Source organism: Peribacillus simplex (assembly GCF_030123325.1).
Lineage (GTDB): Bacteria > Bacillota > Bacilli > Bacillales > DSM-1321 > Peribacillus > Peribacillus simplex_D.
In genome coordinates this window covers 3,944,629-3,969,740 of the sequence record NZ_CP126106.1, presented here as the reverse complement: position 1 = coordinate 3,969,740, position 25,112 = coordinate 3,944,629, and the positions used below count along the sequence as shown (strand labels likewise).

25 protein-coding genes are annotated in these 25,112 nt (G+C 44.4%); 24 read left to right on the top strand and 1 reads right to left on the bottom strand.

What is annotated here, in order from left to right; genetic code table 11:
• The first annotated feature begins 239 nt into the window (after positions 1-239).
• The 22 genes from cymR to QNH43_RS18715 all read left to right on the top strand — a co-directional run bounded on the left by cymR (position 240) and on the right by QNH43_RS18715 (position 23,308).
• On the top strand, positions 240-659 hold the full coding sequence (gene cymR, locus QNH43_RS18820) for a cysteine metabolism transcriptional regulator CymR (protein WP_034308657.1): 420 nt from the start codon (positions 240-242) through the stop codon (positions 657-659).
• A gap of 60 nt (positions 660-719) precedes the next feature.
• Positions 720-1,865 carry a cysteine desulfurase family protein gene (locus tag QNH43_RS18815; RefSeq protein WP_283915236.1) on the top strand — a complete coding sequence of 382 codons (1,146 nt, stop codon included), beginning with the start codon at positions 720-722 and terminating at the stop codon, positions 1,863-1,865.
• 29 nt (positions 1,866-1,894) lie between these two features.
• On the top strand, positions 1,895-3,010 hold the full coding sequence (mnmA, locus tag QNH43_RS18810) for a tRNA 2-thiouridine(34) synthase MnmA (RefSeq protein WP_283915235.1): 1,116 nt from the start codon (positions 1,895-1,897) through the stop codon (positions 3,008-3,010).
• A 121-nt stretch (positions 3,011-3,131) separates the two neighbouring features.
• Complete coding sequence (locus QNH43_RS18805) at positions 3,132-3,797, top strand: tetratricopeptide repeat protein (protein WP_283915234.1); 666 nt, start codon at positions 3,132-3,134, stop codon at positions 3,795-3,797.
• A gap of 36 nt (positions 3,798-3,833) precedes the next feature.
• The gene (gene recD2, locus QNH43_RS18800) at positions 3,834-6,239 is read left to right on the top strand and encodes an SF1B family DNA helicase RecD2 (RefSeq protein ID WP_283915233.1); all 2,406 of its coding nucleotides are present in this window, start codon (positions 3,834-3,836) and stop codon (positions 6,237-6,239) included.
• An 87-nt stretch (positions 6,240-6,326) separates the two neighbouring features.
• Positions 6,327-6,896: a LemA family protein gene (locus QNH43_RS18795; RefSeq protein ID WP_372464783.1), complete on the top strand. Its 570-nt coding sequence runs from the start codon at positions 6,327-6,329 to the stop codon at positions 6,894-6,896.
• On the top strand, positions 6,896-7,666 hold the full coding sequence (locus QNH43_RS18790) for a TPM domain-containing protein (protein ID WP_283915232.1): 771 nt from the start codon (positions 6,896-6,898) through the stop codon (positions 7,664-7,666). The genes QNH43_RS18795 and QNH43_RS18790 overlap by 1 nt, the downstream gene beginning before the upstream one ends.
• A 277-nt stretch (positions 7,667-7,943) precedes the next feature.
• Positions 7,944-8,486 carry a PRC-barrel domain-containing protein gene (locus QNH43_RS18785; RefSeq protein WP_283915231.1) on the top strand — a complete coding sequence of 181 codons (543 nt, stop codon included), beginning with the start codon at positions 7,944-7,946 and terminating at the stop codon, positions 8,484-8,486.
• Positions 8,476-8,691 carry a hypothetical protein gene (locus QNH43_RS18780; protein WP_063233024.1) on the top strand — a complete coding sequence of 72 codons (216 nt, stop codon included), beginning with the start codon at positions 8,476-8,478 and terminating at the stop codon, positions 8,689-8,691. Before QNH43_RS18785 ends, QNH43_RS18780 begins: the two co-directional genes overlap by 11 nt.
• 228 nt (positions 8,692-8,919) lie before the next feature.
• Entirely contained in the window at positions 8,920-9,996 is a 1,077-nt protein-coding gene (locus QNH43_RS18775; RefSeq protein ID WP_283915230.1) for an AI-2E family transporter, read from the top strand.
• A gap of 309 nt (positions 9,997-10,305) precedes the next feature.
• The gene (alaS, locus tag QNH43_RS18770; protein WP_283915229.1) at positions 10,306-12,942 is read left to right on the top strand and encodes an alanine--tRNA ligase; all 2,637 of its coding nucleotides are present in this window, start codon (positions 10,306-10,308) and stop codon (positions 12,940-12,942) included.
• A 66-nt stretch (positions 12,943-13,008) separates the two neighbouring features.
• Positions 13,009-13,278: an IreB family regulatory phosphoprotein gene (locus tag QNH43_RS18765; RefSeq protein WP_034311358.1), complete on the top strand. Its 270-nt coding sequence runs from the start codon at positions 13,009-13,011 to the stop codon at positions 13,276-13,278.
• Complete coding sequence (gene ruvX, locus QNH43_RS18760; RefSeq protein WP_034308633.1) at positions 13,278-13,703, top strand: Holliday junction resolvase RuvX; 426 nt, start codon at positions 13,278-13,280, stop codon at positions 13,701-13,703. Before QNH43_RS18765 ends, ruvX begins: the two co-directional genes overlap by 1 nt.
• Positions 13,704-13,714: 11 nt before the next feature.
• The gene (locus QNH43_RS18755; RefSeq protein WP_063232962.1) at positions 13,715-14,005 is read left to right on the top strand and encodes a DUF1292 domain-containing protein; all 291 of its coding nucleotides are present in this window, start codon (positions 13,715-13,717) and stop codon (positions 14,003-14,005) included.
• Between the two features lie 707 nt (positions 14,006-14,712).
• A complete protein-coding gene (gene mltG / locus QNH43_RS18750) occupies positions 14,713-15,849 on the top strand; it encodes an endolytic transglycosylase MltG (RefSeq protein ID WP_283915228.1) in 1,137 nt (378 codons plus the stop codon).
• 481 nt (positions 15,850-16,330) lie between these two features.
• Positions 16,331-16,996 (top strand): O-methyltransferase, encoded by a 666-nt coding sequence (locus QNH43_RS18745; RefSeq protein WP_081395487.1) that lies wholly within the window; start codon positions 16,331-16,333, stop codon positions 16,994-16,996.
• Positions 16,983-17,912, top strand: a complete 930-nt coding sequence (locus tag QNH43_RS18740) for a peptidase U32 family protein (protein WP_283915227.1) — start codon at positions 16,983-16,985, stop codon at positions 17,910-17,912. Before QNH43_RS18745 ends, QNH43_RS18740 begins: the two co-directional genes overlap by 14 nt.
• 32 nt (positions 17,913-17,944) lie before the next feature.
• Entirely contained in the window at positions 17,945-19,216 is a 1,272-nt protein-coding gene (locus tag QNH43_RS18735) for a peptidase U32 family protein (protein ID WP_283915226.1), read from the top strand.
• Between the two features lies 1 nt (position 19,217).
• Positions 19,218-19,856, top strand: a complete 639-nt coding sequence (gene udk, locus QNH43_RS18730; RefSeq protein WP_034308619.1) for a uridine kinase — start codon at positions 19,218-19,220, stop codon at positions 19,854-19,856.
• Positions 19,857-20,158: 302 nt separating this feature from the next.
• Positions 20,159-20,635 carry a transcription elongation factor GreA gene (gene greA / locus QNH43_RS18725; RefSeq protein ID WP_283915225.1) on the top strand — a complete coding sequence of 159 codons (477 nt, stop codon included), beginning with the start codon at positions 20,159-20,161 and terminating at the stop codon, positions 20,633-20,635.
• A gap of 124 nt (positions 20,636-20,759) precedes the next feature.
• Positions 20,760-22,511, top strand: coding sequence for a peptidoglycan D,D-transpeptidase FtsI family protein (locus QNH43_RS18720; RefSeq protein WP_283915224.1), 1,752 nt, complete (start codon positions 20,760-20,762; stop codon positions 22,509-22,511).
• Positions 22,512-22,600: 89 nt separating this feature from the next.
• Positions 22,601-23,308, top strand: a complete 708-nt coding sequence (locus QNH43_RS18715; RefSeq protein WP_283915223.1) for a YrrS family protein — start codon at positions 22,601-22,603, stop codon at positions 23,306-23,308.
• Between the two features lie 68 nt (positions 23,309-23,376).
• Here QNH43_RS18715 and QNH43_RS18710 read toward each other — a convergent pair whose 3' ends face one another.
• Positions 23,377-23,589, bottom strand: coding sequence for a DUF2536 family protein (locus tag QNH43_RS18710; protein ID WP_076365145.1), 213 nt, complete (start codon positions 23,587-23,589; stop codon positions 23,377-23,379).
• Positions 23,590-23,746: 157 nt separating this feature from the next.
• Between QNH43_RS18710 and QNH43_RS18705 the strand changes: the two genes are divergently transcribed.
• Both QNH43_RS18705 and mtnN read left to right on the top strand, forming a co-directional pair.
• On the top strand, positions 23,747-24,385 hold the full coding sequence (locus tag QNH43_RS18705) for a class I SAM-dependent DNA methyltransferase (protein ID WP_283915222.1): 639 nt from the start codon (positions 23,747-23,749) through the stop codon (positions 24,383-24,385).
• 16 nt (positions 24,386-24,401) lie between these two features.
• The gene (gene mtnN, locus QNH43_RS18700; protein WP_076365149.1) at positions 24,402-25,097 is read left to right on the top strand and encodes a 5'-methylthioadenosine/S-adenosylhomocysteine nucleosidase; all 696 of its coding nucleotides are present in this window, start codon (positions 24,402-24,404) and stop codon (positions 25,095-25,097) included.
• Positions 25,098-25,112 lie beyond the last annotated feature (15 nt).

Below are 25,112 nucleotides of genomic sequence, written 5' to 3'. Positions count from 1 at the left end.
GCAGAATACTCCGGTTTGGAGGGCGGTAACTGGAATTCTATCATTATCTAGCGGTTTGGGAATAAAAGGAATGGGACTATCGGGAATTAATTCGATAATTGTTTTCGTTATATTTGTTTTCCTACCTCTCCAATTAGGATAATTTGACAAATGGAGGGCGGGTGAATGCATTTCCGGCGGGAATATGCTATAATTTCAAAAGAATTTAGAAACGGATAAATAATTTGAGGTGTATATGTATGAAGATATCTACTAAAGGCCGTTATGGTTTGACGATCATGATCGAGCTTGCTAAACATTATGGAGAAGGCCCGAAGAGTTTGAAATCGATTGCCCAGACGCATAATCTGTCGGAGCATTATTTGGAGCAGTTGATCGCGCCGCTTCGTAATGCGGGATTGGTGAAGAGTGTCCGCGGTGCGTATGGCGGGTATGTCCTGTCTAAAGATCCTCAGGAGATTACTTCGGGTGATGTCATTCGTGTATTGGAAGGCCCGATTACCCCAGTTGAAGGAATTGAGGATGAGGAGCCGGTGAAGCGCCAGCTTTGGATCCGGATTCGCGATGCCGTGAAGGATGTATTGGATAATACGACGCTTATGGATTTGGCGAGCTACAAGGATACGGGTGAAATCGATTCTTATATGTACTATATTTAAGTGATTAGCAATGCGCCTATTATGTAGGCGCTTGCGTTTTTTAATGGAGGCGACAAAAAAGTGGACAGAATATATTTAGATCATGCTGCGACTTCACCGATGCATCCGAAGGTGATCGATAGGATGATGACAGTCATGAGCCATGACTTCGGAAATCCGTCGAGCATTCATGCTTTCGGGCGGGAGGCACGCCATGTTTTGGATGAGGCGCGTTCGAGCATTGCGACGAGCATCGGTGCGGGGCGGAATGAGATCATTTTCACGAGCGGTGGAACCGAGGCTGATAATACGGCGATCATTGGTGTTGCGAATGCTTATAAAGAAAAAGGAAAGCACATCATTACGACGGAGATTGAGCATCATGCGGTTTTGCATACATGCCAATACCTTGAGAAGTCTGGCTTTGAGGTCACATATTTACCTGTGAATGAAGCGGGGCTTATTTCAATTGCCGATTTAAAGGCGGCATTGCGGGACGACACGATTTTGGTTTCGGTCATGTTCGGCAATAATGAGGTTGGAACGATCCAGCCGATTGCTGAAATTGGACAGCTGCTTAAGGGGCATCAGGCCATTTTCCATACGGATGCGGTTCAGGCATATGGTTTGATCTCTATCGATGTTCGTGAGTTGGGTGTGGATTTGCTGAGTGTATCCGCGCATAAAATCAACGGTCCCAAAGGAATCGGCTTTCTTTATATGCGTGAAGGCTTGAAGCTGAATCCGCAATTATATGGCGGGGAACAAGAACGCAAGCGCCGTGCTGGTACGGAGAGTGTGCCGGCCATTGCCGGTTTTTCAGAAGCCGTTTCCATTGCACAAAGCACGATGGAAAAGAAAAAGGAGCAATACAAGCGATTTAAAGACGTATTGCTTGCCGTCTTTGATGAGGCGGATGTACAATATGAAATTAACGGATCTATGGAACAGTCGTTGCCGCATTTGCTGAATGTCAGTTTTCCGGGTACGAATGTGGAATCGATGCTCGTCAATATGGACTTGGCAGGTGTAGCTGTATCGAGCGGATCCGCTTGTACTGCTGGGTCAATCGATCCGTCGCATGTGCTTGTGGCGATGTTCGGGAAAGATTCGGAGCGGACGAAGAATTCGATTCGTTTCAGCTTCGGTCTGAACAATACGGAAGAGGAAGTAAGGCAGGCGGCTGAAACCACCGTGAAAATCGTTAATAGATTAGTGGGAAGATAATTCCCTCTTTAAATAAATGAGGTGACAGAATGAAAAAAGCACCACAGGACACCCGCGTCGTCGTGGGTATGTCAGGAGGCGTGGATTCTTCTGTGTCAGCCCTGCTATTGAAGAATCAAGGCTATGATGTGGTCGGGATTTTCATGAAGAACTGGGATGATACAGATGAAAACGGAGTTTGTACGGCAACGGAAGATTACAATGATGTAATTGCCGTTTGTAATCAAATCGGCATCCCTTATTATGCGGTCAATTTCGAAAAGCAGTATTGGGATAAAGTTTTCACTTATTTCCTGGATGAGTATAAAGCGGGCCGTACCCCGAATCCGGATGTAATGTGCAATAAGGAAATCAAGTTCAAGGCCTTTCTTGAACATGCCGTAAGCCTTGGTGCCGATTATGTGGCTACAGGTCATTACGCACAGGTTGAATACCGTGATGGCGAATACAAAATGCTTCGCGGTATCGATAATAATAAAGATCAAACGTACTTCTTGAACCAGCTTACTCAAGAACAGTTGGAAAAAGTCATGTTTCCGCTTGGACACATCGATAAGAAGGAAGTCCGTGAAATTGCGAAAGAAGCGGGCCTTGCCACGGCAACGAAAAAAGATTCCACCGGGATCTGTTTTATCGGTGAACGCAATTTCAAAGAGTTTTTAAGCAATTACCTCCCAGCACAGCCCGGTGATATGGTCACGATGGATGGCAAGGTCATGGGCAAGCATGACGGTTTGATGTATTACACCATCGGTCAGCGCCACGGTCTGGGGATTGGCGGCAGCGGCGAACCTTGGTTTGTTGCGGGAAAAGACTTGAAGCGCAATGTTTTATATGTGTGTCAAGGCTTTGATAATGATGTGCTGTATTCGAATTCCCTTCGTGCAGTGAATGTCAGTTGGGTAGCGGAACATATACCGGCCGGTGAATTTACTTGTACGGCAAAGTTCAGGTACCGTCAAGAGGATAGCGGTGTTAAGGTGAAGGTATTGGAAAATGGTGATGTCGAAGTCATCTTTGACGAGCCAGTCCGCGCGATCACGCCTGGACAAGCAGTCGTATTCTATGATGGTGAAGTGTGCCTTGGCGGCGGTACGATTGATGAAGTATTTAAAAAAGGTGAAAAACTGACTTACGTAGGGTAAAATAAGCATGTCCCCAGCTGTGTTTGCGGTTGGGGACTTCTTTTGGATTGCGGGTGTACCGCTGAATTCGACTATTGGCTTATGCTATACTTTTTAATATAAAAATGGAGTGTGAATGGATATGGATAAGAATCAACAAGGAATTGAATTTATGCAGCAAGGGAAATACGAAGAGGCGGCGAAGGTTTTTAATGAGGCGATCGAGGAAAATCCGAATGAGCCTGTTGCCTACATAAACTTTGGGAATGTATTGACTGCCGTGGGTGAAACGGATAAAGCGGTCAAGTTTTATAAAAAGGCGATTGAGCTGGATGAAAATGCAGCAGCGGCTTACTATTCATTAGGAAACTTATATTATGAATCCGATTCTAAACTGGTCGAAGCGAAGGATATGTTTGAAAAGGCAATCCGTTTGGGATTGGATAACAGCGATGCTTTCTTCATGCTTGGTTTGACATTGATGGCGTTAGATCAACCGAAATTGGCGATGCCTTATTTACAGAGAACGGTGGAGCTGAGCCCTGAGGACGTTGATGCGAGATTCCAATATGCACTTTGTCTTGCTAATGCGGAATTGTATGATGAATTGATCAATCAATTGAATTTGGTTGTGGAACAGGATCCGGGCCATGCGGATGCTTATTATAATTTAGGCGTTGCGTTTGCAGGGTACCGTGAGGATGCGCAAGCTGCGATGGTTTATTTCGAAAAGGCTTTGGAAGCACAGCCGGACCATATGCTTGCTGCGCACGGAAAGAAACTGATGGAAGAAATGAATGCTGAGTAAATAAACGGCATATGCATGGAAAGGTGGGGAGAAGCGTTGAGCCAGCAAGATTCGTTGGATTTGTTTTCAGAAGAGAAAATGTTCATGAAAGGTAGTCATTTAGTGACGATCTTTCATAATGAAGAAAACATGTACTCGGTTGTAAGAATTCGCGTGCATGAAACGAATCTGAATTATGAAGAGAAGGAAGCGGTCGTAACAGGTTATTTTCCAAGGATGCATGAGGATGAGATCTATATTTTTTATGGGGCCATGAAGGAACATCCGCGTTTTGGCCTTCAATACCATGTAGAGCATTTTCGCAAGGATCTGCCTCAATCCAAGGAAGGAATCGTCAGTTATTTATCCGGTGACCTTTTCAAGGGGATTGGGAAAAAAACAGCTGAAAGCATTGTTGAGACACTGGGTGAAAAGGCCATTTCAAAAATTCTGGCTCAGCCCTCGCTACTTGATGACATCCCGAAGCTATCCGGGGAAAAGGCAAAGGGTCTCTATGATACATTGGTCGAGCATCAAGGTCTGGAGCAGGTGATGATTGCCCTGAATCAATATGGCTTCGGTCCGCAGCTGTCGATGAAAATCTATCAAATGTATAAGCAGGATACGATCACGATGGTTCAGGGAAATCCGTATAAGCTCGTTGAGGATATTGAAGGGATTGGTTTTGGACGGGCGGATGAGCTTGGGCATCAGCTGGGCATTTCCGGCAGCCATCCCGACCGAATCAAGGCTGCATGCTTGTTTACGCTTGAATCACAATGCCTCCAGGACGGAAATATCTACATAGAGGCCGAGCAGCTATTGGAGGCCGTCAAACGTCTGCTGGAGGAAAATAAACGGGATCGCATTGAGTTCACGAACATTTCCTCGGAAATAATCGAATTGACGCAAGAGGGGAAAATAGTTGTCGAGGATCAACGAATTTATCCGCCTTCGCTTTTCTATTCGGAAAAGGGAATCGTGATGAACATCAAGAGGCTGCTTGCCCAAACCGAGTATGAGGACCAGTTCCCGGAATCGGAGTTCCTGCTGGCACTTGGGGAGCTGGAGGAGCGGCTGGGTGTTTCCTATGCACCGGCCCAAAAGGAAGCGATCCAGACAGCCCTGCAATCACCCATGTTAATCTTGACGGGCGGACCGGGTACCGGTAAGACGACAGTCATCAAAGGCATCGTTGAGCTATATGCAGAGCTGCATGGTGTATCCATGGACATTAACGATTATAAAAAAGAAGGAAGCGATCCATTTCCATTCGTACTTGCGGCCCCTACTGGCCGTGCAGCGAAACGAATGGCCGAATCGACTGGGCTCCCCGCCGTCACGATCCATCGTTTGCTGGGGTGGAACGGGAGTGAAGGCTTTTCCCATGATGAGGATAATCAGCTGGATGGCCGCATCGTGATCATCGATGAGGTTTCCATGGTGGATACGTGGCTGGCCCATCAATTGTTTAAAGCGCTGCCGGAAAATGTCCAAGTGATATTGGTTGGTGATGAAGATCAGCTGCCATCTGTTGGCCCTGGGCAGGTTTTAAAGGATTTGCTTGCATCGAATTGTGTACCGACTGTCAGTCTGGAACATATTTATCGTCAAGCTGATGGCTCATCGATTATTGAATTGGCCCATGAAATCAAAAAAGGCAGGCTTCCGGCTGATGTCACGAAACAGCAGGAAGATCGATCGTTCATTCGCTGCCAAACAGGTCAAATCCCCCAAGTGATCGAGAAAGTGGTTGCCAATGCCAGGACGAAAGGCTTCACGGCCAAGGATATACAGGTGCTGGCTCCGATGTATAGAGGGCCTGCCGGGATTGATGCCCTGAATAAAATGCTTCAGGAAGTGTTCAATGGCAATGCGAATGAAAAGCGGCGGGAAATAAAATTCGGAGATGTGATATACAGAACGGGAGATAAGGTGCTTCAACTGGTGAACCAGCCAGAGGAGGGTGTCTTTAATGGCGATATGGGTGAAATCGTGTCCATATTGTTCGCAAAAGAAAATACAGATCATGTCGATAAAGTAATCATATCGTTCGAAGGCATCGAAGTGACTTACACGAAACAGGACTTGAACCAGATTACACATGCCTATTGCTGCTCCATCCATAAGTCGCAGGGGAGCGAATTCCCCATTGTCATTTTACCTGTAGTGAAAAGTTATTATCGGATGCTCCGCCGTAATTTATTGTATACGGCGATTACGCGCAGTAAAAATTTCTTGATCCTTTGCGGTGAAGAAGATGCATTCCGTTTAGGGATCGAGCGTAATGATGAGATGCGCCGGAAAACGACTTTGCGTGAAAAGCTGCGGGAGATTTTGAGTGAAGAAGAAATGCGGGTGGAAAAGGGAGAGGAACAGCAACAAACGAGCTATCTTGATATTCTCATGCATGCTGACCCGATGATCGGAATGGAGAATGTCACGCCATATGATTTCATGTAGCTGGTTCCATTTGATGAATTTTGTTTAAAATTCATAGTTTTGGTGGAATTATAGAATATAACTTATATGTGGAAGAGTAGGGGGGATTTGATGAAGAAGGGTTGGATAATCGGGATAGTCGTTGTCGTTTTGCTGGTCATTTATGGGGCATCTTCGTACAATGGCCTTGTAAGTGCCAGTGAAGACGTCGACAATAAATGGTCACAGGTGGATAACCAATTAAAACGAAGAGCGGATTTGATTCCGAATCTTGTCGAAACGGTTAAGGGTTATGCTTCGCATGAAACGGAAGCCATTAAAGCGGTGAGTGATGCACGCTCGAAGCTGGCTGGTGCCAATTCGACTGAAGATGCGATTGAAGCCGATCAAGAATTGAGTGGGGCCTTGAGCCGGCTTTTGGTGGTTGTCGAGAACTATCCGGATTTAAAGGCCAATGAGAACTTCAAGGGTCTCATGGATAGTTTGGAAGGAACGGAAAATCGGCTGACGGTAGCACGAAAAGACTATAATGATGAAGTTACCAACTATAATAAAATGATTAAACGCTTTCCGAAGAATATGATGGCAGGAGCATTCGGGTTCGATGCCAAACCATATTTTGAAGTGACCGATCAAGAAAAAGAAACACCAAAGGTGGATTTCGGGAGCGATAAATAATGAAAAAACTCGCTGTGTTTGCGCTATTCTTCATTCTCACGTTCAGTTTAGCAAACGTGGCCGCAGCACAACCTAACATTCCTGAACCAGTTGGGGATATATATGTTCAGGACTTTGCAGGAGTCCTGGATGCTCAGGAAAAATCCGAACTCATCGAACTTGGGAAACGATTGGATGATGCCACAAAAGCACAAATTTCCGTTTTGACGGTGGATTCGATGGAAGGATCCGAGATCGAGGAGTACTCGGTCGAGGCTTTGCGATCATTCAAGCTTGGGGATGCCGAGCTGAACAATGGAGTCCTCATTGTGCTGGCCATGGAAGAACAGAAAATCCGTATTGAAGTGGGTTACGGTTTGGAAGGGGCCATTACCGATATCAAATCTGGACAGATTTTGGATAATGTGGCCATCCCTGCGCTGAAAGAGGGTAAATATGATGTTGCCCTGACGGAAACCTATAAGGCCGTATATAACGATGTCACGAAAGAATACAACCTAGGTGACGAGTTTTATCAAGATCTCTCCGTTCAGCCCGAGTCAGAAACCTTTCAGCCATCAGGTTTACAGATTTTCCTGATCATCATCGTTGTCATCATCGTATTCATCCTCGATGCCAAGTTCTTTAAAGGATTTTTCCTTCAAACGCTAATCAATCTCCTTTTGATATTCATCAGTCGCGGAGGCGGCGGCCGTGGAGGCGGCAGCGGCGGTCCACGGGGCGGCGGCGGAGGAAGTTCCGGTGGCGGAGGTGCCAGCAGGGGATGGTAAAGCAGTGGGTCTGACCGGGAAACCGGTCTTTTTTTTTGCTCTTTTCGTAAAGATTGTTGTTTTTAAAACGAAACGATTTAAGGTTGATTGGAGCGGAAGTGTGAGACTCCTGCGGGAGCAGCGGGACAGGTGAGACCCTGCAGGCGTTCACGCCGAGGAGGCTAACCGCCCGCCCCGCGGAAAGCGGGCATTGGAGAGGAAATCAACCACACCGCATTACTTGGTGAATAGCAAGCGAAACAGCCTTTTTTTTCATGGTCCCTGTATTTTAAGGAAGTTGGACCAACAATGGAAAACCTTTCAGCACATCTATTTTCAGCAGGAAAGAGATAATAAAAATGTTCGGAAAGGCGGGATGACCTTGCGGACGTTTTCTTTATTGAAAGGAATGCCGATTTTTACAAACAAAGGAGAAAGAATCGGCACGGTCCACGATTTATCAATTTCGGAAATGGGACAGGTAACAGGGCTGGTCGTTCATCAGCAAGCATTGTTCAAAAGGGCTTTTCATCTGAAACTTGACGATATTTCAACATTCGGTCCAGATGGAATCGTGATCGGGCAACAAGATTCAACCTTAAGTAAAATGCCTGCGGATTCCATTTGCTTATCGAAGGACGAGTTATTGGGACGCATGCTTTTTTCAGAAATGGGCGAAGAGCTTGGATTACTGCAGGATGTATATTTCAAGGAGAAAATGGGCACGATTATAGCGTATGAAACAACGGATGGATTTTTCTCTGAGTCGACAGTGATAAAATCAAAACAGCCGCCTGCATTAGGGAAGGATACCATCATTGTTTCAGTTTATGAACAGTGAGGTGTCCATTTTGGAAATTAAATGTCCGAATTGCCGCAGTAAAGATGTCGGGAAGATTGGCGTAAATCAATATTATTGCTGGAATTGCTTTATTGAAATGACTCTATCCGAAGGGCTCATTAATACGCATCAGGTCGAGGAAGATGGAAGCTTAAGCTCATTGGACGATTTGTTTGAGGAAAATGACCGCCGCTTCAGTATGTAATTAACGGAAGAGGTGTTTGCAATGGCTAGACGTTCACGCAATACTCTAATGAATATGGGTTCGGACTTGATGAACTCGAAGATGGTCAAACGGAACATGAAGAAAATACGCAAAAGATTAAAGTCATTATTATAGCAGGAATGGGTGTCCTGAATTAATGAGGGCACTCTTTTTTATGTATGAAAACCTTCCGCCTTTCGAAGAATAAATGAGCGGGAGGTGTTTATTGTGAGTATTCGTTTAAAGTGGTTTTATCGCCTGGGTTTTTTATTGCTCTTATTTTTCGTTATCTATATTTTTATGAAACTTAAGCCCATGTGGGGACCTGCCGTTACTGTATGCGTGACGGTATTGCTGCCTTTTTTGATTGGTGCGTTCATCAGTTACTTGCTGCACCCTGTAGTGGAATATTTAAATGAAAAAGGAATGCGTCGCTGGCTTTCGATTACGATCATCTATTTGTTGTTTTTTGGAGGGATCGGCTTTGCTGTCTATAAAGGTATTCCCGTGATCGTAAGCCAGGTTCGCGAGCTGTCGGAAAGCGTGCCGGAACTGGTTGAACAGTACCGGGGCAGGATCGATAAGCTCAATCATCAAACGGCTGCATGGCCGTTCGGGATTCATGAAAGATTCGAGGAAGGTGTCACCCTTTTCGAAGGTTGGCTGAAGCGCATTCCTGAAAAGGCGATGGAGTATGCAATGAAGATGATAGATTTCATCGTCCTGATTGCGTTGATTCCATTCATTGCTTTTTATATCCTGAAAGATTTCACTGTGTTAAAAAAAATGGCATGGTATATGACCCCGAAAAAATGGCGCAAGCAGGGGCGGGCATTCGTTCGTGATGTGGATGCGTCGCTTGGCGGCTATATCCGCGGACAAATCATCGTTTGTGTCGTGATCGGTTTGATTTCCTCGCTGCTCTTCTGGATAGTCGGAATGAAATATCCGCTTCTATTGGGGGCGATAATCGGAATAACGAATGTCATCCCGTATTTCGGGCCGATTATCGGGGCCATTCCTGCAGTGGTCATCGCCGCGACAATGTCAGTTAAAATGGTGTTGATCATCGCGGTCATCGTGCTCGTACTTCAATTTCTTGAGGGAAATATCCTGTCGCCGTTAATAGTCGGTAAAAGCCTCCATATGCATCCGCTGTTCATCATGCTTGCATTATTGGCCGGGGGCGAAATAGGCGGTATCGTGGGCATGGTCCTTTCGATTCCCATCTTGGCTGTGTTGAAAGTTTTTGTGCTCCATGCCCGCGTTCACTTTAGAAAGAAGCCGCCGCTTATTGACAAATAAAAGTCTTGTGAATATAATCCATTACATAAGATAATTCGTTGAAGGATGAAGTATGCTGAAGTCCATCTAAAAGAGAGGGGTCCCCTTGGCTGAAAGGGATTGCCAGGTGAAGAGCAGCAGAAAGCTAGTCCTGAGAGCAGCTAATACCTGCCGTCATGCCGCGTTAAGGCTTTTATGAAGGTGATGGGCCTGGGTGAATTCCTGCGTCCATAATCAGGGTGGTACCGCGAGTCAACTCTCGTCCCTGTTTTTGGGATGGGGGTTTTTTGTGTGCTCAAAATTACATAATTTTAAAAGGAGGATATATATATGAAGTATTTAACTGGTGCTCAAATCCGCCAAATGTATTTAGATTTTTTTAGTGAAAAAGGCCATAACATCGAACCAAGTGCGTCATTGGTTCCTCATGAAGATCCATCATTGCTTTGGATCAATTCCGGGGTGGCGACGTTAAAGAAATATTTTGATGGACGGGTGATTCCTGAAAATCCAAGGATTACAAATGCCCAAAAGGCCATCCGTACGAACGATATTGAAAACGTGGGGAAAACGGCACGTCATCATACGTTTTTCGAAATGCTCGGAAACTTCTCCATTGGTGAATACTTCAAAGAAGAAGCCATCACATGGGCTTGGGAGTTTTTGACGGATGAAAAATGGATTGGCTTCGACAAAGAGAAATTGGCTGTGACGATCCATCCTGAAGATGATGAAGCATTCGAACTCTGGAATAAGAAAATCGGTGTTCCTGCTGAAAGGATCATTCGACTGGAAGAAAACTTCTGGGATATCGGTGAGGGTCCAAGCGGCCCGAATACAGAGATTTTCTATGACCGCGGACCGGCATATGGCGATGATCCGAATGATCCGGAACTATATCCAGGCGGGGAAAATGAACGTCATCTGGAAGTCTGGAACCTTGTGTTTTCTCAGTTCAACCATAATCCTGATGGTTCATACACACCGCTTCCAAAGAAGAATATCGATACAGGCATGGGACTTGAACGTATGGCTTCCGTCGTTCAAGATGTGGCGACGAACTATGATACGGATTTATTCATGCCAATCATCCGTGCAGTCGAAGAGATTTCCGATGTGAAGTATGGTGTTGATACAGAAAAAGATGTGGCATTCAAGGTCATTGCCGACCATATCCGTACGGTAGCCTTTGCAGTAGGTGACGGGGCTCTACCATCCAACGAAGGCCGCGGTTATGTATTGCGCCGTTTACTCCGCAGGGCGGTTCGATATGCCAAGCAAATCAACATCAACCGGCCATTCATGTTCGAGCTTGTGACGGTCGTAGGCGAAATCATGAAAGACTTCTACCCTGAAGTCCTCAACAATAAAGAGTTCATTGCAAAAGTAATCAAAAATGAAGAGGAACGCTTCCATGAAACTCTAAATGATGGACTGTCCATCCTTTCTGAAGTCATTAAAAAGGAAAAGGAAAAAGGCGGTACGACCATTCCGGGCAGTGATGCATTCCGTTTATATGACACATATGGTTTCCCGATTGAGTTAACGGAAGAATATGCAGAAGAAGAAGGCATGACGGTCGATCAAGCCGGATTTGAAAAAGAGATGGATGCACAGCGTGAACGTGCCCGTTCAGCGCGTCAAGATGTGGATTCCATGCAAATCCAAGGCGGGGTATTGGGCGATATAAAAGTGGAAAGTGAATTTGTCGGCTATGATCAAGTTGCTGTCGAAGCGAAAGTTGCAGCCATCATAAAAAATGGCGAGCTTGTAACGGAGGCAGAAGAAGGGGAAGAAGTTCAAGTGATACTGAACAAGACTCCTTTCTACGCGGAAAGCGGCGGACAAATAGCCGATACAGGAACGATGGCCAGTGAATCCGTGAAGGTTGATGTCCATGATGTCCAAAAAGCTCCTAATGGCCAAAATCTGCACCGTGTAACAGTTACTGCCGGCACTTTAACAGCAGATTCCAATATCGTGGCTGCGGTAAATCAAGAAAACCGCATCCATATCACGAAAAACCATACAGCGACGCACCTTCTGCATCAGGCGTTGAAAGATGTGCTTGGTACACATGTCAACCAAGCTGGTTCACTCGTACAGGCTGAGCGCCTTCGCTTCGACTTCTCTCATTTTGGCCAGATCACGGCGGAAGAGATTGAAAGAATCGAAACGATTGTAAATGAAAAGATTTGGCAAAGCTTACAAGTGAATACGGACTATAAAAACATCGATGAAGCCAAGGCTATGGGCGCAATGGCCTTGTTCGGCGAAAAATACGGCAAGATTGTCCGTGTCGTTCAAATAGGCGATTACAGTCTAGAACTTTGCGGCGGTGTCCATGTCCCGAATACAGCGGTAATCGGCTTGTTCAAAATCGTTTCCGAAAGCGGCATCGGTGCAGGGACTCGCCGTATAGAAGCGGTAACGGGTGCCGGGGCATACAAATTGATGACTGAACAAATCGGTGTCTTGAAAGACGCGGCTGCCAAATTGAAAACGAACTTGAAAGACGTACCTTCAAGAATTGAAACGGTACTGGCTGAAGTGAAGGATCTTCATCGTGAGAATGAAAGCCTTACTGCAAAATTAAGTAATATCGAAGCAAGCAGCCTTGTTTCTAACGTAAAAGACATAAATGGTGTTCAAGTATTGGTGGCGAAGGTTCAAGCTACCGACATGAATAATCTGCGTGCCATGGCGGATGATTTGAAACAAAAGCTCGATTCTGTCATCATCGTATTAGGTTCGGCCCAAGGTGATAAAGTCAATTTGATTGCCGGGGTGACCAAGGATTACATCGATCGCGGTTTCCATGCTGGTAAATTGGTCAAAGAAGTTGCTTCCCGTTGCGGCGGTGGCGGTGGCGGACGTCCAGATATGGCCCAAGCCGGCGGAAAAGACCCTGAAAAATTGGATGCAGCACTTAATTTTGTTGAAGAATGGGTCTTATCGATTTCATAATCAATGGAAAGTGTTGTACAATGTAGGTAATAGTGGATTCTGGACGCTGAGGAGAGGTGCATGTTAATGAGTTCCTTTGATAAAACGATGAAATTTAATTTTCCCGAAGAACCATTCGAAAGAGATGTACAAGAAGTATTGTCTCAAGTATATGTTGCACTTCAGGAAAAAGGTTATAACCCGATAAACCAGATTGTCGGTTATCTATTATCTGGTGACCCGGCCTACATCCCGCGCCATATGGATGCTCGGAACATTATTCGTAAGCTTGAACGCGATGAAATCATCGAAGAATTGGTTAAGTCGTATCTTAAGAACCATCGAGAGGAATACTAATGCGCACAATGGGACTTGATTTAGGTTCAAAAACCATCGGCGTCGCCCTGAGTGACGCGATGGGCTGGACTGCACAAGGATTGGAAACGATCAAAATTAACGAAGCTGGAAATGACTTCGGCTTTAAACGCCTCAATGAAATTATAAAAGAGCATGATGTTTCTAAAATTGTCCTCGGTTTACCTAAAAACATGAATGGGACTGTTGGACCGCGAGGCGAGATCAGCCAAGATTTCGCTAAGCGATTAGAAAACAAATTCAAGCTGCCGGTGTTTCTCTGGGATGAACGGTTGACAACTATGGCGGCTGAACGTGTCCTTCTTGAGGCGGACGTGAGCCGAAGCAAACGCAAGAAAGTCATTGATAAAATGGCAGCTGTCATGATCCTGCAAGGATTCTTGGACAGACAAACAAATTCAATATGAGGTGAATACTAATGGAACACGGCGAAAACAACATTACAGTAGTAGATGAAAACGGAAACGAGCAGCTTTGCGAAATCCTTTTCACATTCGATTCAGATAAATTCAACAAATCTTATGTACTTTACTATCCGATGTCTGCAGAAGATGACGAGGAAGAAATTGAAATCCACGCTTCATCATTCGTACCAAGCGAAGATAATAAAGATGGTGAACTTACACCGATCGAAACAGAAGAAGAATGGGATCTTGTCGAAGAAATGTTAAATACATTCCTTGACCAAGAAGAAGCGGAAGAAGAATAAGATTGGAAAAAACCGGCCCCTAAAGGTCGGTTCTTTTTTTGACAAAAGGGGCAAGTTGATTGGAATAGGTGTGCGAGACTCATGCTTAGAAAAGCGTGTCAAGGGGAGACCCCGAAGGCGCAAAGGCGCCGAGGAGGCTCCCGGACCGCCAGCGGAAAACGAGTGCCTGGAAAGCCCTTAAAAGGCCGGTTTTTTCATTTAAGTACCAGTAACGCCTTATCTTTTCTCTGCGAATAAAAGTATAAATGTAGCGAGCGGACCCAAAAATAATGATAGTAAGAACCAATTCAACGCCGTCCTATTTTTACCTTGAGCAAGTCCGGCGTTTATGAGCGCCAATGTCCCCCAACCTACAAAATAAGAATTATCCAACTCCTTCACACCTTTCTTCATCTTAAATGAATAGTATCATTCCTACATGAATATTCCTGTCATTTCCTGAAATCCCTAATCCGGGAAGGGAACAAAGTAGAGTGCATCTTTTAAGCTGTAGAAATTAGATATCACTATTTTCCTGTTAAATAACATCTGAATATTGACAAAAGTAGTGCATTTTTGCCATAAATAGAGTATTGATGAATGTAGTTTTGCAAAAAACATGTAATTATTTGTTGATTTTAGTATAATGTTCGAAGCAAAGATTAATTAGAGAAAGCATCATCTAGAAACCAATCTGTAGTTGGTGTGAGTTTGCAGGGGGAATGAAAATGGATGAAAAAGATAAAAATTTATCTAAAAAGGATCACATCCGAATGAAATTGTTAGAACAGCAAGGAGAAGCCAAGCTGGTTCGTAAAATCATCATGATTACGATAGCTTCGCTTATTTTACTAATTGGGATCGTTGGTCTTGTGGGCTTTTTATATATCAACTCAGCCATGAAACCAGTCGATCCGGATGATGACACCATCAAGAAAGTGAAAATCCCAATCGGTTCTTCCGTTAACGGAATTTCAACACTGCTTGAAGAGCAGGGAATAATCAAGGACGCACGCGTATTCAAATATTATATTAAATTCCGCAATGAATCCGGTTTTCAGGCAGGGGAGTATAAATTATCACCTTCCATGCCAATTGAAGATATCGTCACAAGCATCAAAACCGGAAAACTCATGAAGGAAGCTGCAATGAAGATAACGATTCCTGAAGGAAAGCAGCTTATCCAAATTGCCGATATCATCGCAGTGAAGACGGGTGAAGATCCGAAAAAGGTCTTTAAGAAATTGAATGATAAGAAGTTCGTAAATTCCATGCAAGAGAAATTTCCGCAGCTCCTGACCTCGGAAATTGAAAATGAAAAGGTTCTATATCCGCTTGAAGGGTACCTTTTCCCGGCTACTTATGACTTTTATGAGGAAAAGCCGACCCTGGAATCGATCGTCATCGAGATGCTGAAGAAAACGGAAGAAACATTGCAGGCTTACGAGAGCCAAATGGACAAGAACGATTATTCCGTACACCAGATGCTGACCTTCGCTTCGCTTGTTGAAGAAGAGGCGACGGCGCAAGTCGATCGCGGAAAAATAGCTTCCGTCTTTTACAATCGTATTGAGGAAGGTATGCCGCTTCAAACGGATCCGACCGTTTTGTATGCAAAGGGTTCACATAAGAGCAGGGTGTATTATAAAGACCTTGAGGTGAAATCCCCTTATAATACGTATAAGAACAAGGGGCTGCCGCCAGGACCGATTGCCAATGCCGGAACGACATCGATCGATGCGGTACTGAAGCCTGAGAAAACGGATTATCTGTACTTTTTGGCAACACCTGAAGGGGAAGTCCTTTACTCCAAGACCTTGGATGACCACAATAACAAAAAGGCAGAGCATATTTCCAATAAATAAATGAAAGCTCTTTTCGTAAAGATTGTTGTTTTTATAACGAAACGATTTAAGGTTGATTGGAACGGATTGCGAGACTCCTGCGGGAGCAGCGGGACAGGTGAGACCCCACAGGCGTTTAAGCCGAGGAGGCTCACCGCCCGCCCCGCGGAAAGCGAGCAATGGAGAGGAGATCAACCACACCGCAATACTTGGTTAGCAACAAAGTATGCGAAAACAGCCTAAATGAAAAAATAGCAATGAGACTGTGGGGGGAGAGATATTACTTTCCCCTTGTTTTTATGATAGAATAGTACAAGTGAATTTTTGATCCGATTCTAAATCGGTGACGTAACTCGGCGAATGCCGGGTTTTATTTTGAAAGATAAGGAAATGTAGATCGTCAAGCATACTTGTTTCAGCTCCTTGTGAAGAAATTGCCCAATCAATTTTTTCATGTTACTGACCAAGCGCTTTTGTTTTCCTTATAAATGGAGGAAACGTTTTGAACGGAAAAATAGAACAATATCTTCATTCCTTAATTCCGGAGCGTACGGGTTTGCTTAAGGAGTTGGAAGATTTTGCGATGGAAAATAATGTGCCGATCATGGAGCCCGAAGGCATTGAGGTACTGCTTCAGATTTTAAGGCTTCATCAGCCAAAGGCGATATTGGAAGTGGGTTCGGCAATTGGCTATTCGGCCATTAGGATGGCTGAGACCCTTCCGGAAGCTCGAATCGTCACACTTGAACGGAATGAAGCCCGTATTGAGCAGGCAAGGGCTAACTTCAAGAAGGCGGGACTGTCGGAAAGGATCACCCTCATTGAAGGGGATGCTCTTGAAGCGGGCCCGAAAGTGATGGAACACGGTCCGTTTGATATCATCTTCGTTGATGCGGCTAAAGGGCAGTACAAGCGATTTTTTGAACTGTTTGAACCATTCCTTGCCGGTGCTGGCATTATCATTACTGATAATGTTTTATTTAAAGGCTTGGTTGCTGAAAACATTGAAGAAATGGAAATGACGAGAAGAAAGCGAGCTCTTATTAAAAAAATCAGAGACTTTAACATCTGGTTACATGACCATCCCAACTTCGATACTGTAATTTTGCCGATTGGTGATGGTGTGGCCATTAGTAAACATAGAGGTGACAAAAATGAAAAAGCCTGAATTACTTGTGACTCCGACAAGTGTCGATCATATAACGAAACTCATCGATGCTGGCGCCGACGCCTTCGTCATTGGCGAACAACGTTATGCGCTAAGGCTGGCAGGGGAGTTCAAACGTGAAGATGTAGAGAAGGCGATTGAGCTAGCACATGCCGCGGGCAAGAAAGTGTACGTATCCATGAACGCCATTTTCCATAATGAAAAAGTGGACGAGCTTGAAGGGTATGTCACATTCCTTAAAGAGGCTGGTGCCGACCGGATCATTTTCGGTGATCCCGCAGTCTTGATGGCTGTCCGTGCCGTGGCACCTGATATGCCCCTGCACTGGAATACAGAGATGACGGTAACGAACTGGTACACATGTAATTATTGGGGGAAACGCGGTGCTGTCCGTGCCGTTGCTGCCCGTGAGATAAGTCTGGACGAGATAGTCGAAATGAAGGAAAATGCCGAAGTGGAGATTGAAGTCCAAGTGCATGGCATGACATGCATGTTCCAATCGAAGCGTACGCTCCTTGGCAATTACTTTGAATACCAAGGCAAGGCATTGGAAGTGGAAAATCGGAAGGAACATAGAAATATGTTCTTGCATGATAAGGAACGTGAAAATAAATATCCGATTTATGAAGATGAAAATGGTACACATATCATGAGTCCGAACGATATGTGCATGATTGATGAACTTCAGGAATTGATTGAAGCGGAAATCGATTCACTGAAAATCGAAGGATTATTACAAACACCGGAATATATCATTGAAATGACAAAGTTATATCGGGAAGCGATTGACGTATGTGCTGAAGACCCTGACCGCTATGATGATATGAAATCGGAACTTTTTGAAAAAGTCAAAGCGATTCAGCCGGATAACCGTGAGTTGGATACCGGATTCTTCTTTAAAGAATCGGTTTATTAAAGAAAAGGGTAAGAGAAAGAGGAGGAATAGCCTTGAATGCTATTGCTGATAAAATTTCCAAGATCGTTGATGGAAAGAGAGTCATTGTAAAAAAACCGGAATTGCTGGCTCCGGCCGGCAACCTTGAAAAATTAAAAATTGCCGTCCATTACGGCGCGGATGCCGTGTTCATTGGCGGTCAGGAATATGGTCTTCGTTCCAATGCAGGCAACTTCACGTTTGAGGAAATGAAGGAAGGCGTCGAATTCGCTAATAAGTATGGTGCTAAAGTATATGTAACTACAAATATCTTCGCACATAATGAAAATATCGATGGTCTGGATGAATACCTGGAAGGTCTTCAGGAGGCTGGGGTACATGGTATCATCGTCGCCGATCCATTAATCATCGAAACATGCAAAAGGGTCGCTCCGAACGTCGAGATCCATTTAAGCACGCAGCAATCGCTTTCGAACTGGAAGGCTGTTCAGTATTGGAAAGAGGAAGGCTTGGAACGGGTAGTTTTGGCACGTGAGACGAGTGCTGATGAAATCCGTGAAATGAAGGAGAAGGTCGATATCGAAATCGAGGCTTTCGTTCATGGGGCCATGTGCATTGCCTATTCTGGACGCTGCACGCTTTCGAACCATATGACGGCACGTGATTCGAACCGCGGCGGCTGCTGTCAGTCTTGCCGTTGGGATTATGATTTATATGAGTTGGATCAAGACGGGGAAAAGGCTTTATTCGATAAAGAAGATGCTCCATTCGCAATGAGTCCAAAAGACTTGAAGCTGATTGAATCACTGCCAGGCATGATTGAAATTGGCATAGACAGCTTAAAAGTCGAAGGAAGAATGAAATCGATCCATTATATTGCAACAGTTGTCAGCGTCTATCGTAAAGTGATTGATGCGTATTGTGCCGATCCCGACAATTTCAAGATTAAACAAGAATGGCTGGAAGAGCTTGATAAGTGTGCGAACCGTGAGACGGCATCATCGTTCATGGAAGGGGAAATTCCTGGGTATAAACAACAAATGTTCGGGAATCATACCGTAAAGACTCGCTTCGACTTCGCAGGATTGGTGCTTGATTACAATGAGGAAACTAAAATCGTTACCATGCAGCAACGTAATTTCTTCAAGCCTGGGGATGAAGTCGAGTTTTTTGGACCGGAAATCGAAAACTTCACTCAAAAAATCGGTACGATCTGGGATGAGTCAGGTAAGGAGCTGGAGGCAGCCCGCCATCCGCTTCAAATTGTCCGCATTCAAGTAGATAAAAGAGTTTATGTGAACAATATGATGCGGAAGGAGAATTGATATGACAAGAAAGAAACCAGTGGTCATCGGAGTTACCGGAGGGTCGGGATCAGGTAAAACAAGTGTTACCCGTTCCATTTTTGAATTCTTTCAAGGACATTCCATCTTGATGATCGAACAAGATTATTATTATAAAGATCAAAGTCATCTGCCTTTTGAAGAGCGTTTGAAAACGAACTATGATCATCCGCTTGCATTTGATAATGATTTGCTAATCGATCACATTAACGCATTGCTGCGCTATGAAACGATAGAAAAACCCGTTTATGATTATTCGATCCATACGCGTTCAGAAGAAGTCATCACAGTTGAACCCCAGGATGTCATCATCCTTGAAGGGATTCTTGTGCTGGAGGATGAGCGCCTCCGGGACCTGATGGATATGAAGCTATATGTTGATACGGACGCAGACTTGCGGATCCTTCGCCGGATGACCCGTGATATTAAAGAACGCGGCCGTTCCATAGATTCCGTCATCGAACAATACATCAGTGTCGTCCGTCCGATGCATAATCAGTTCATAGAACCGACGAAGCGTTATGCCGACATCATCATACCAGAAGGCGGTCAGAACCATGTGGCGATTGACCTTATGGTGACAAAAATTCAAACAATCCTTGAACAAAAGTCTTTTTTGTAATAACATAGCATAAATAATGATAGGTGCCATTTTCCTTCGTTTATTTAAATAATCCCATTTATTTATTGGGAAAGACTGGACAAATGTTGGAAAACGCAATACTCTATTGATACAGAACGAACCGGCTGCTCACCGCAGTCGGTTTATATACTAAGGAACGGATTGTTTCTTAGTATCGAAGCGCGTACTTTTTAAGTCGCGCAATTATATATTTTGACTCAATTTCAGGGTTAAGCACTATATAGTACATAAACTTGTCACAGTGAAAGCTTGCTGTAAAGAATTTGAAGGAGTGAAGGGTTTTGGCAATTGAAAAAGAATATCCAATGACTAAAGAAGGTAAGTTAAAGCTTGAACAGGAACTGGAACAGTTAAAAACGGTTAAACGTAAAGAAGTGGTGGAAAGAATCAAGATCGCCCGCAGTTTTGGGGACCTTTCCGAGAACTCGGAGTACGATTCCGCAAAAGAAGAGCAGGCTTTCGTTGAAGGACGCATCACAACAATCGAAAACATGATCCGTAATGCAAAAATCATTGAAGGCGATGATTCGAATACAGATACAGTTTCACTAGGGAAGTCGGTAACATTCGTGGAACTTCCAGATGGTGACGAAGAAACATATTCCATCGTAGGAAGCGTTGAAGCGGACCCATTCGAAGGGAAAATCTCCAATGATTCCCCGATCGCGAAAAGCCTGATCGGGAAAAGGGTCGGCGACAAGGTATCGATCATGACACCTGGCGGCGAAATGAGCGTGAAGATTGTATCCATCGACTAAATGAAAGCAAAAGAGGGTGTCCATGGGGGCATCCTCTTTTTTTATCGGAAAAGTGCCGTGTTAAATTTGTTCATAATTGTTTAAAAATTCGCACCTCGTCAACAATGGTTACGAGGTGTATTTTATGAAAAAGAAACGAATGAGGTTGCTGGCTGTTTTTTTGACCGCTTTCATGCTGATGCTCATAGGCAGGCTTGCCTACATCCAACTTGTATCGACAGAATCTTTTTCAAAGCATGATGTGAACCTATTAGAAGCGAGCGTGAATCAGCGTTCACAGATATTAAAGATTGATGATGGACGCGGAAAGTTTTATGACAGAAATGGAGAACCGCTTGCACATGAAGAAATCCCGACTCTCGTCCTATTTCCATTTTTAAAAAAAATGACCTGGCCCATAGATGAAGTGGCCTCGATAATAGGTAAATCGGAAGCGGAGTTAAAACGGGCGATAGAACAGGCGGATGAACCATTCGTATTTGGCGGAGATGAACCGATAGAGTTGACGTCCAGCCAATCCAAGGCAATCAATGAATTGAAGATTCCCGGGGTATTTGCCGTGAAAGAGAAATTATATCATGATCAAACCCCTGCAGCGCAATTGATCGGAACGACGAATATATCGGATGCGGAAAAGAAAAAACGTTATCCGGACATGAATTTATCTCCTGAAACGAAAATAGGCAATACGGGACTGCAAAGGACCTTCGATGAGTTCTTGCTTTCCTCTGGGGAATCGAAGCTCGTTTTTCATGTGGACGCCAGTGGAGGGCCAATGTTCGGTGTCGATGTTAAATATGTGGAACCTGCAAATCCGCTTTACCCGGTGAAGGTCGTGACGACGATCGATAAAGAAATTCAGGAGAAAGCGGAGAAGCTCGTCGATGAACGCGGGATAAAAAAAGGCGGTCTCGTTCTGATCGATATCGAAAAAAGTGAAATCGTCGCAATGGTATCACGTCCGGCGCTTAATGTAAAAGATCCGAATGGCGAAGGGGCCGTCAATATGATGCTGACTCAAAAAACGCCGGGTTCCGTCTTCAAAACGGTCACGGCAGCAGCGGCCATCGATTATGAAGCGGCTAGTCCCACCCGGACATTCAATTGTAATTTGACGATAGACGGCAAAACGGATAAACAGAGGGAACTGGGCATGCTTAATTTTGAAAATAGCTTTGCCCAAAGCTGCAACAGGACGTTTGCCGAATTGTCACAGGAAATAGCAGAGAAGGATCCGGAATTTTTGGACAAATATGCAAAAATGTTAGGGCTTGTTGGTGAAACGGGCTGGCAAGGGGACGTCTATCACACTGAAGTCACTCAGTTGCATCATGAACAAACCGGGAAGGTCTGGCATGATGACGATTTAAAAAAAGACCCTAAAATGATTGCCAAAACAGCAATTGGCCAGCAGGATGTCCAAACGACACCGCTTGCGATAGCGAATATGATGGCAACGATTGCCCGCGGCGGCAAGAAGGAACAGGTCAAAGCCGTTTCCAAGGTCGAATTTAACAATAGTACGACCGTAGTCGATTTTCCCAATCAAAGTATTGGTGGCGAGACACTGTCTCCATATACAACGATGAAGTTGCAGCATCTTCTTAGGAAGGTCGTGACGGAAGAGAAAGGGACAGGCGCTTCCTTGAGAGATTTGCCTGTGGAGGTCGCCGGCAAGTCTGGAACGGCTCAGACCAATATTGAAAAAGGGCAGCTGAATAAATGGTTTGCGGGCTACTTTCCATATAAAGAGCCCAAATATGCTCTTGTTACCGTAAGTTTTGAAACGAAGGAAAACAGTTCCAGCATGACGCCTCTTTTTTCAGATATTGTAAAAGTCCTGTACTCCAAGGACCAGGACAAAAACGAGAATTGACGAAAAGTGTAGGAAACCCTTCCCTTCTATCTCTGGCTAAATCATGTTAAAATGAGAGGCAGTAAGAATTGGTAAGGGAGGAATGGACCTTGGGCTCACGTTTCAATCAGAGAGATCAAAAAAGAAAAGTAAATAAAATATATAATATTGCAATCACCATCGTTTCCATTTTAATCGTCATTGTCGCAGTCTCGATTTTCTTGAGTGATGATGGCACCGAAACAAAAAAAGCCACGACTGAACCAAAGCAAATCGCCGATACAGATTCGGGGAAAGTAGCGGACAAGCCTGCTGGCAAAGAAGAAGAAACGGATTCTGAGAAGGAAGACGCAGTAGGAGATAGTGAAGCAACAGAAGAAGATGCAGCAGAAAAAGATAGTAAAGCAACAGAGGAAGATGCAGAAGAGAAGGCTGAAGATGGTGCAGATTCAGAAAAAGCTGGGGATGCCGAACTTGTGGAAGTGGAAGGCAGCGGAGATGGCAATGTTGCGTCAACATATACGAGTGAGGGCTGGAAACCAGTAGGAACTGAGCAATCCGGGGAGCACACTACAAGCTTCGAAAAGGGCTCGGTCGATTGGAATGAAATGAGTAAAGCCATAGCAAGCGGGGCTGGAATCGATGAAGGCAGCATGAAGCTATGGTGGCTGCAAAACGGCGGTTCACCCAGCACGGCAATCGGTACCGTTTCTGAAGGCGATGATCCTAAAACCTTCCGCGTTTATATTGAATGGGTGGACGGATCAGGTTGGAAACCTGTAAAAGTCGAAGAGCTGAAGACAAACGATAAAAGGTAATGGTCAAAAATTCATAAACGAAAACCCCCGAAAGGAATTCCACTTTTCGGGGTTTTTTTTCATGGTGATCATTTTTTTGCTTTAAAGTGGACGACTGCACTATAAAAACGTCTGCCTTCTTCACTTACATACATTTGGTGTGACACGGATTCCACCTGGAGCATGATCGCTTTATTGATTTCAATTTGTGCTTGGATTTTTTCTTCAAGATTCTTAATGCTTTCTGCCTCGAAAAATTCTATTTTATCTTCGAATAAGTTTAAGTCGAGTTGAAAACTCATGACTGTTCCCCTCCAACATTTAGATACTGTTAGTTTAACACCATTTTGGCCGAATCTGAACCGAATGAATGATTTGCCTAAAAACAAGAACTGTTTCTGTGTTTATTTCATATTATGCTTATAGGTTTTATTATCTTATCATAAAAGGTGATTAAAAATGGGCAGAGAATTTATAGATTTATTTGAAGAATGGTCAAAATCGTATGATGATACGGTTGGTGGACACGATATTGAGTATCAAGAGGTTTTTAAACATTATGATAACATATTGGAAATCGTCACGGATCGGGCTCATGGCCATGTGCTCGAGTTCGGAGTAGGTACCGGGAATTTGACGGAAAGGCTTTTGAAGAAAGGCCTGAAGGTATCGGGAATAGAACCTTCACCTGCGATGAGGGAAATAGCGGTAAGCAAGCTCGGCGGAAAAACAGAAATTGTCGATGGCGATTTTATCGATTTTCCGAAGCCGGAACAGGTTGATTCGATCGTGAGTACGTACGCTTTTCATCATTTAACCGATGAAGAAAAAGAAAAAGCTATAGCCAACTATGGAAAGTTACTGAATACTGGTGGTAAAATAGTGTTTGCGGATACGATGTATCAATCAAGGGAAGCGCATGAACGAGCGATTCAAGATGCAAGTCAGGCAGGCTTTCATAATTTGGCAAACGATTTGCAAACGGAATATTATACTACGATTCCTTTTTTGGAAAGTGTGCTTGAAGCAAATGGATATAAAGTGAGCTTCGAGCGCTGCAATCAATTTGTCTGGATTATGGAGGCGGAAAAATTATAGGAAGAGGTTTTTACTAATGAAGGTAGCCATAATCGGAGCAATGGAAGAAGAAGTTACGATTTTACGTGATAAATTGGAAGGTTTGGAGCAGGTGACCATTGCCGGTTCCGAGTTCAATACAGGCAAACTGAATGGTGTCGAGGTCATTTTGCTTAAATCGGGAATCGGTAAAGTGAATGCGGCAATGTCCACTGCGATCCTGTTAGAAAAATTCAAACCGGATGCAGTCATCAATACTGGCTCTGCCGGCGGTTATCATCCAGCACTTAATGTAGGGGATGTGGTCATATCCTCGGAAGTACGGCACCATGATGTCGATGTGACGATTTTCGGATATGAATACGGTCAAGTCCCTCAGCTGCCTGCAGCTTTCATCCCGGATGAGAAGCTTTTCGCAATAGCGGAAGAAGCAGCAAAAGAAATCGAGGATATACAAGTGGCAAAAGGGTTGATCGTGACGGGCGATTCTTTCATGAATGATCCTGACAGGGTTGAATTCGTCAGAGGGAAATTCTCCGATTTATACGCGGTGGAAATGGAAGCGGCAGCCATTGCACAGGTAGCCTTCCAATTCAAGACACCGTTTGTCATCATTCGTTCCCTTTCGGATATCGCAGGTAAGGAGTCCAATATTTCCTTTGATAAATTCCTGGAAACTGCGGCTCTTCATTCAGCGGCACTGATTTTGAAAATGGTTGAAAAAATGAAATGAATGGTAAGTGATCAG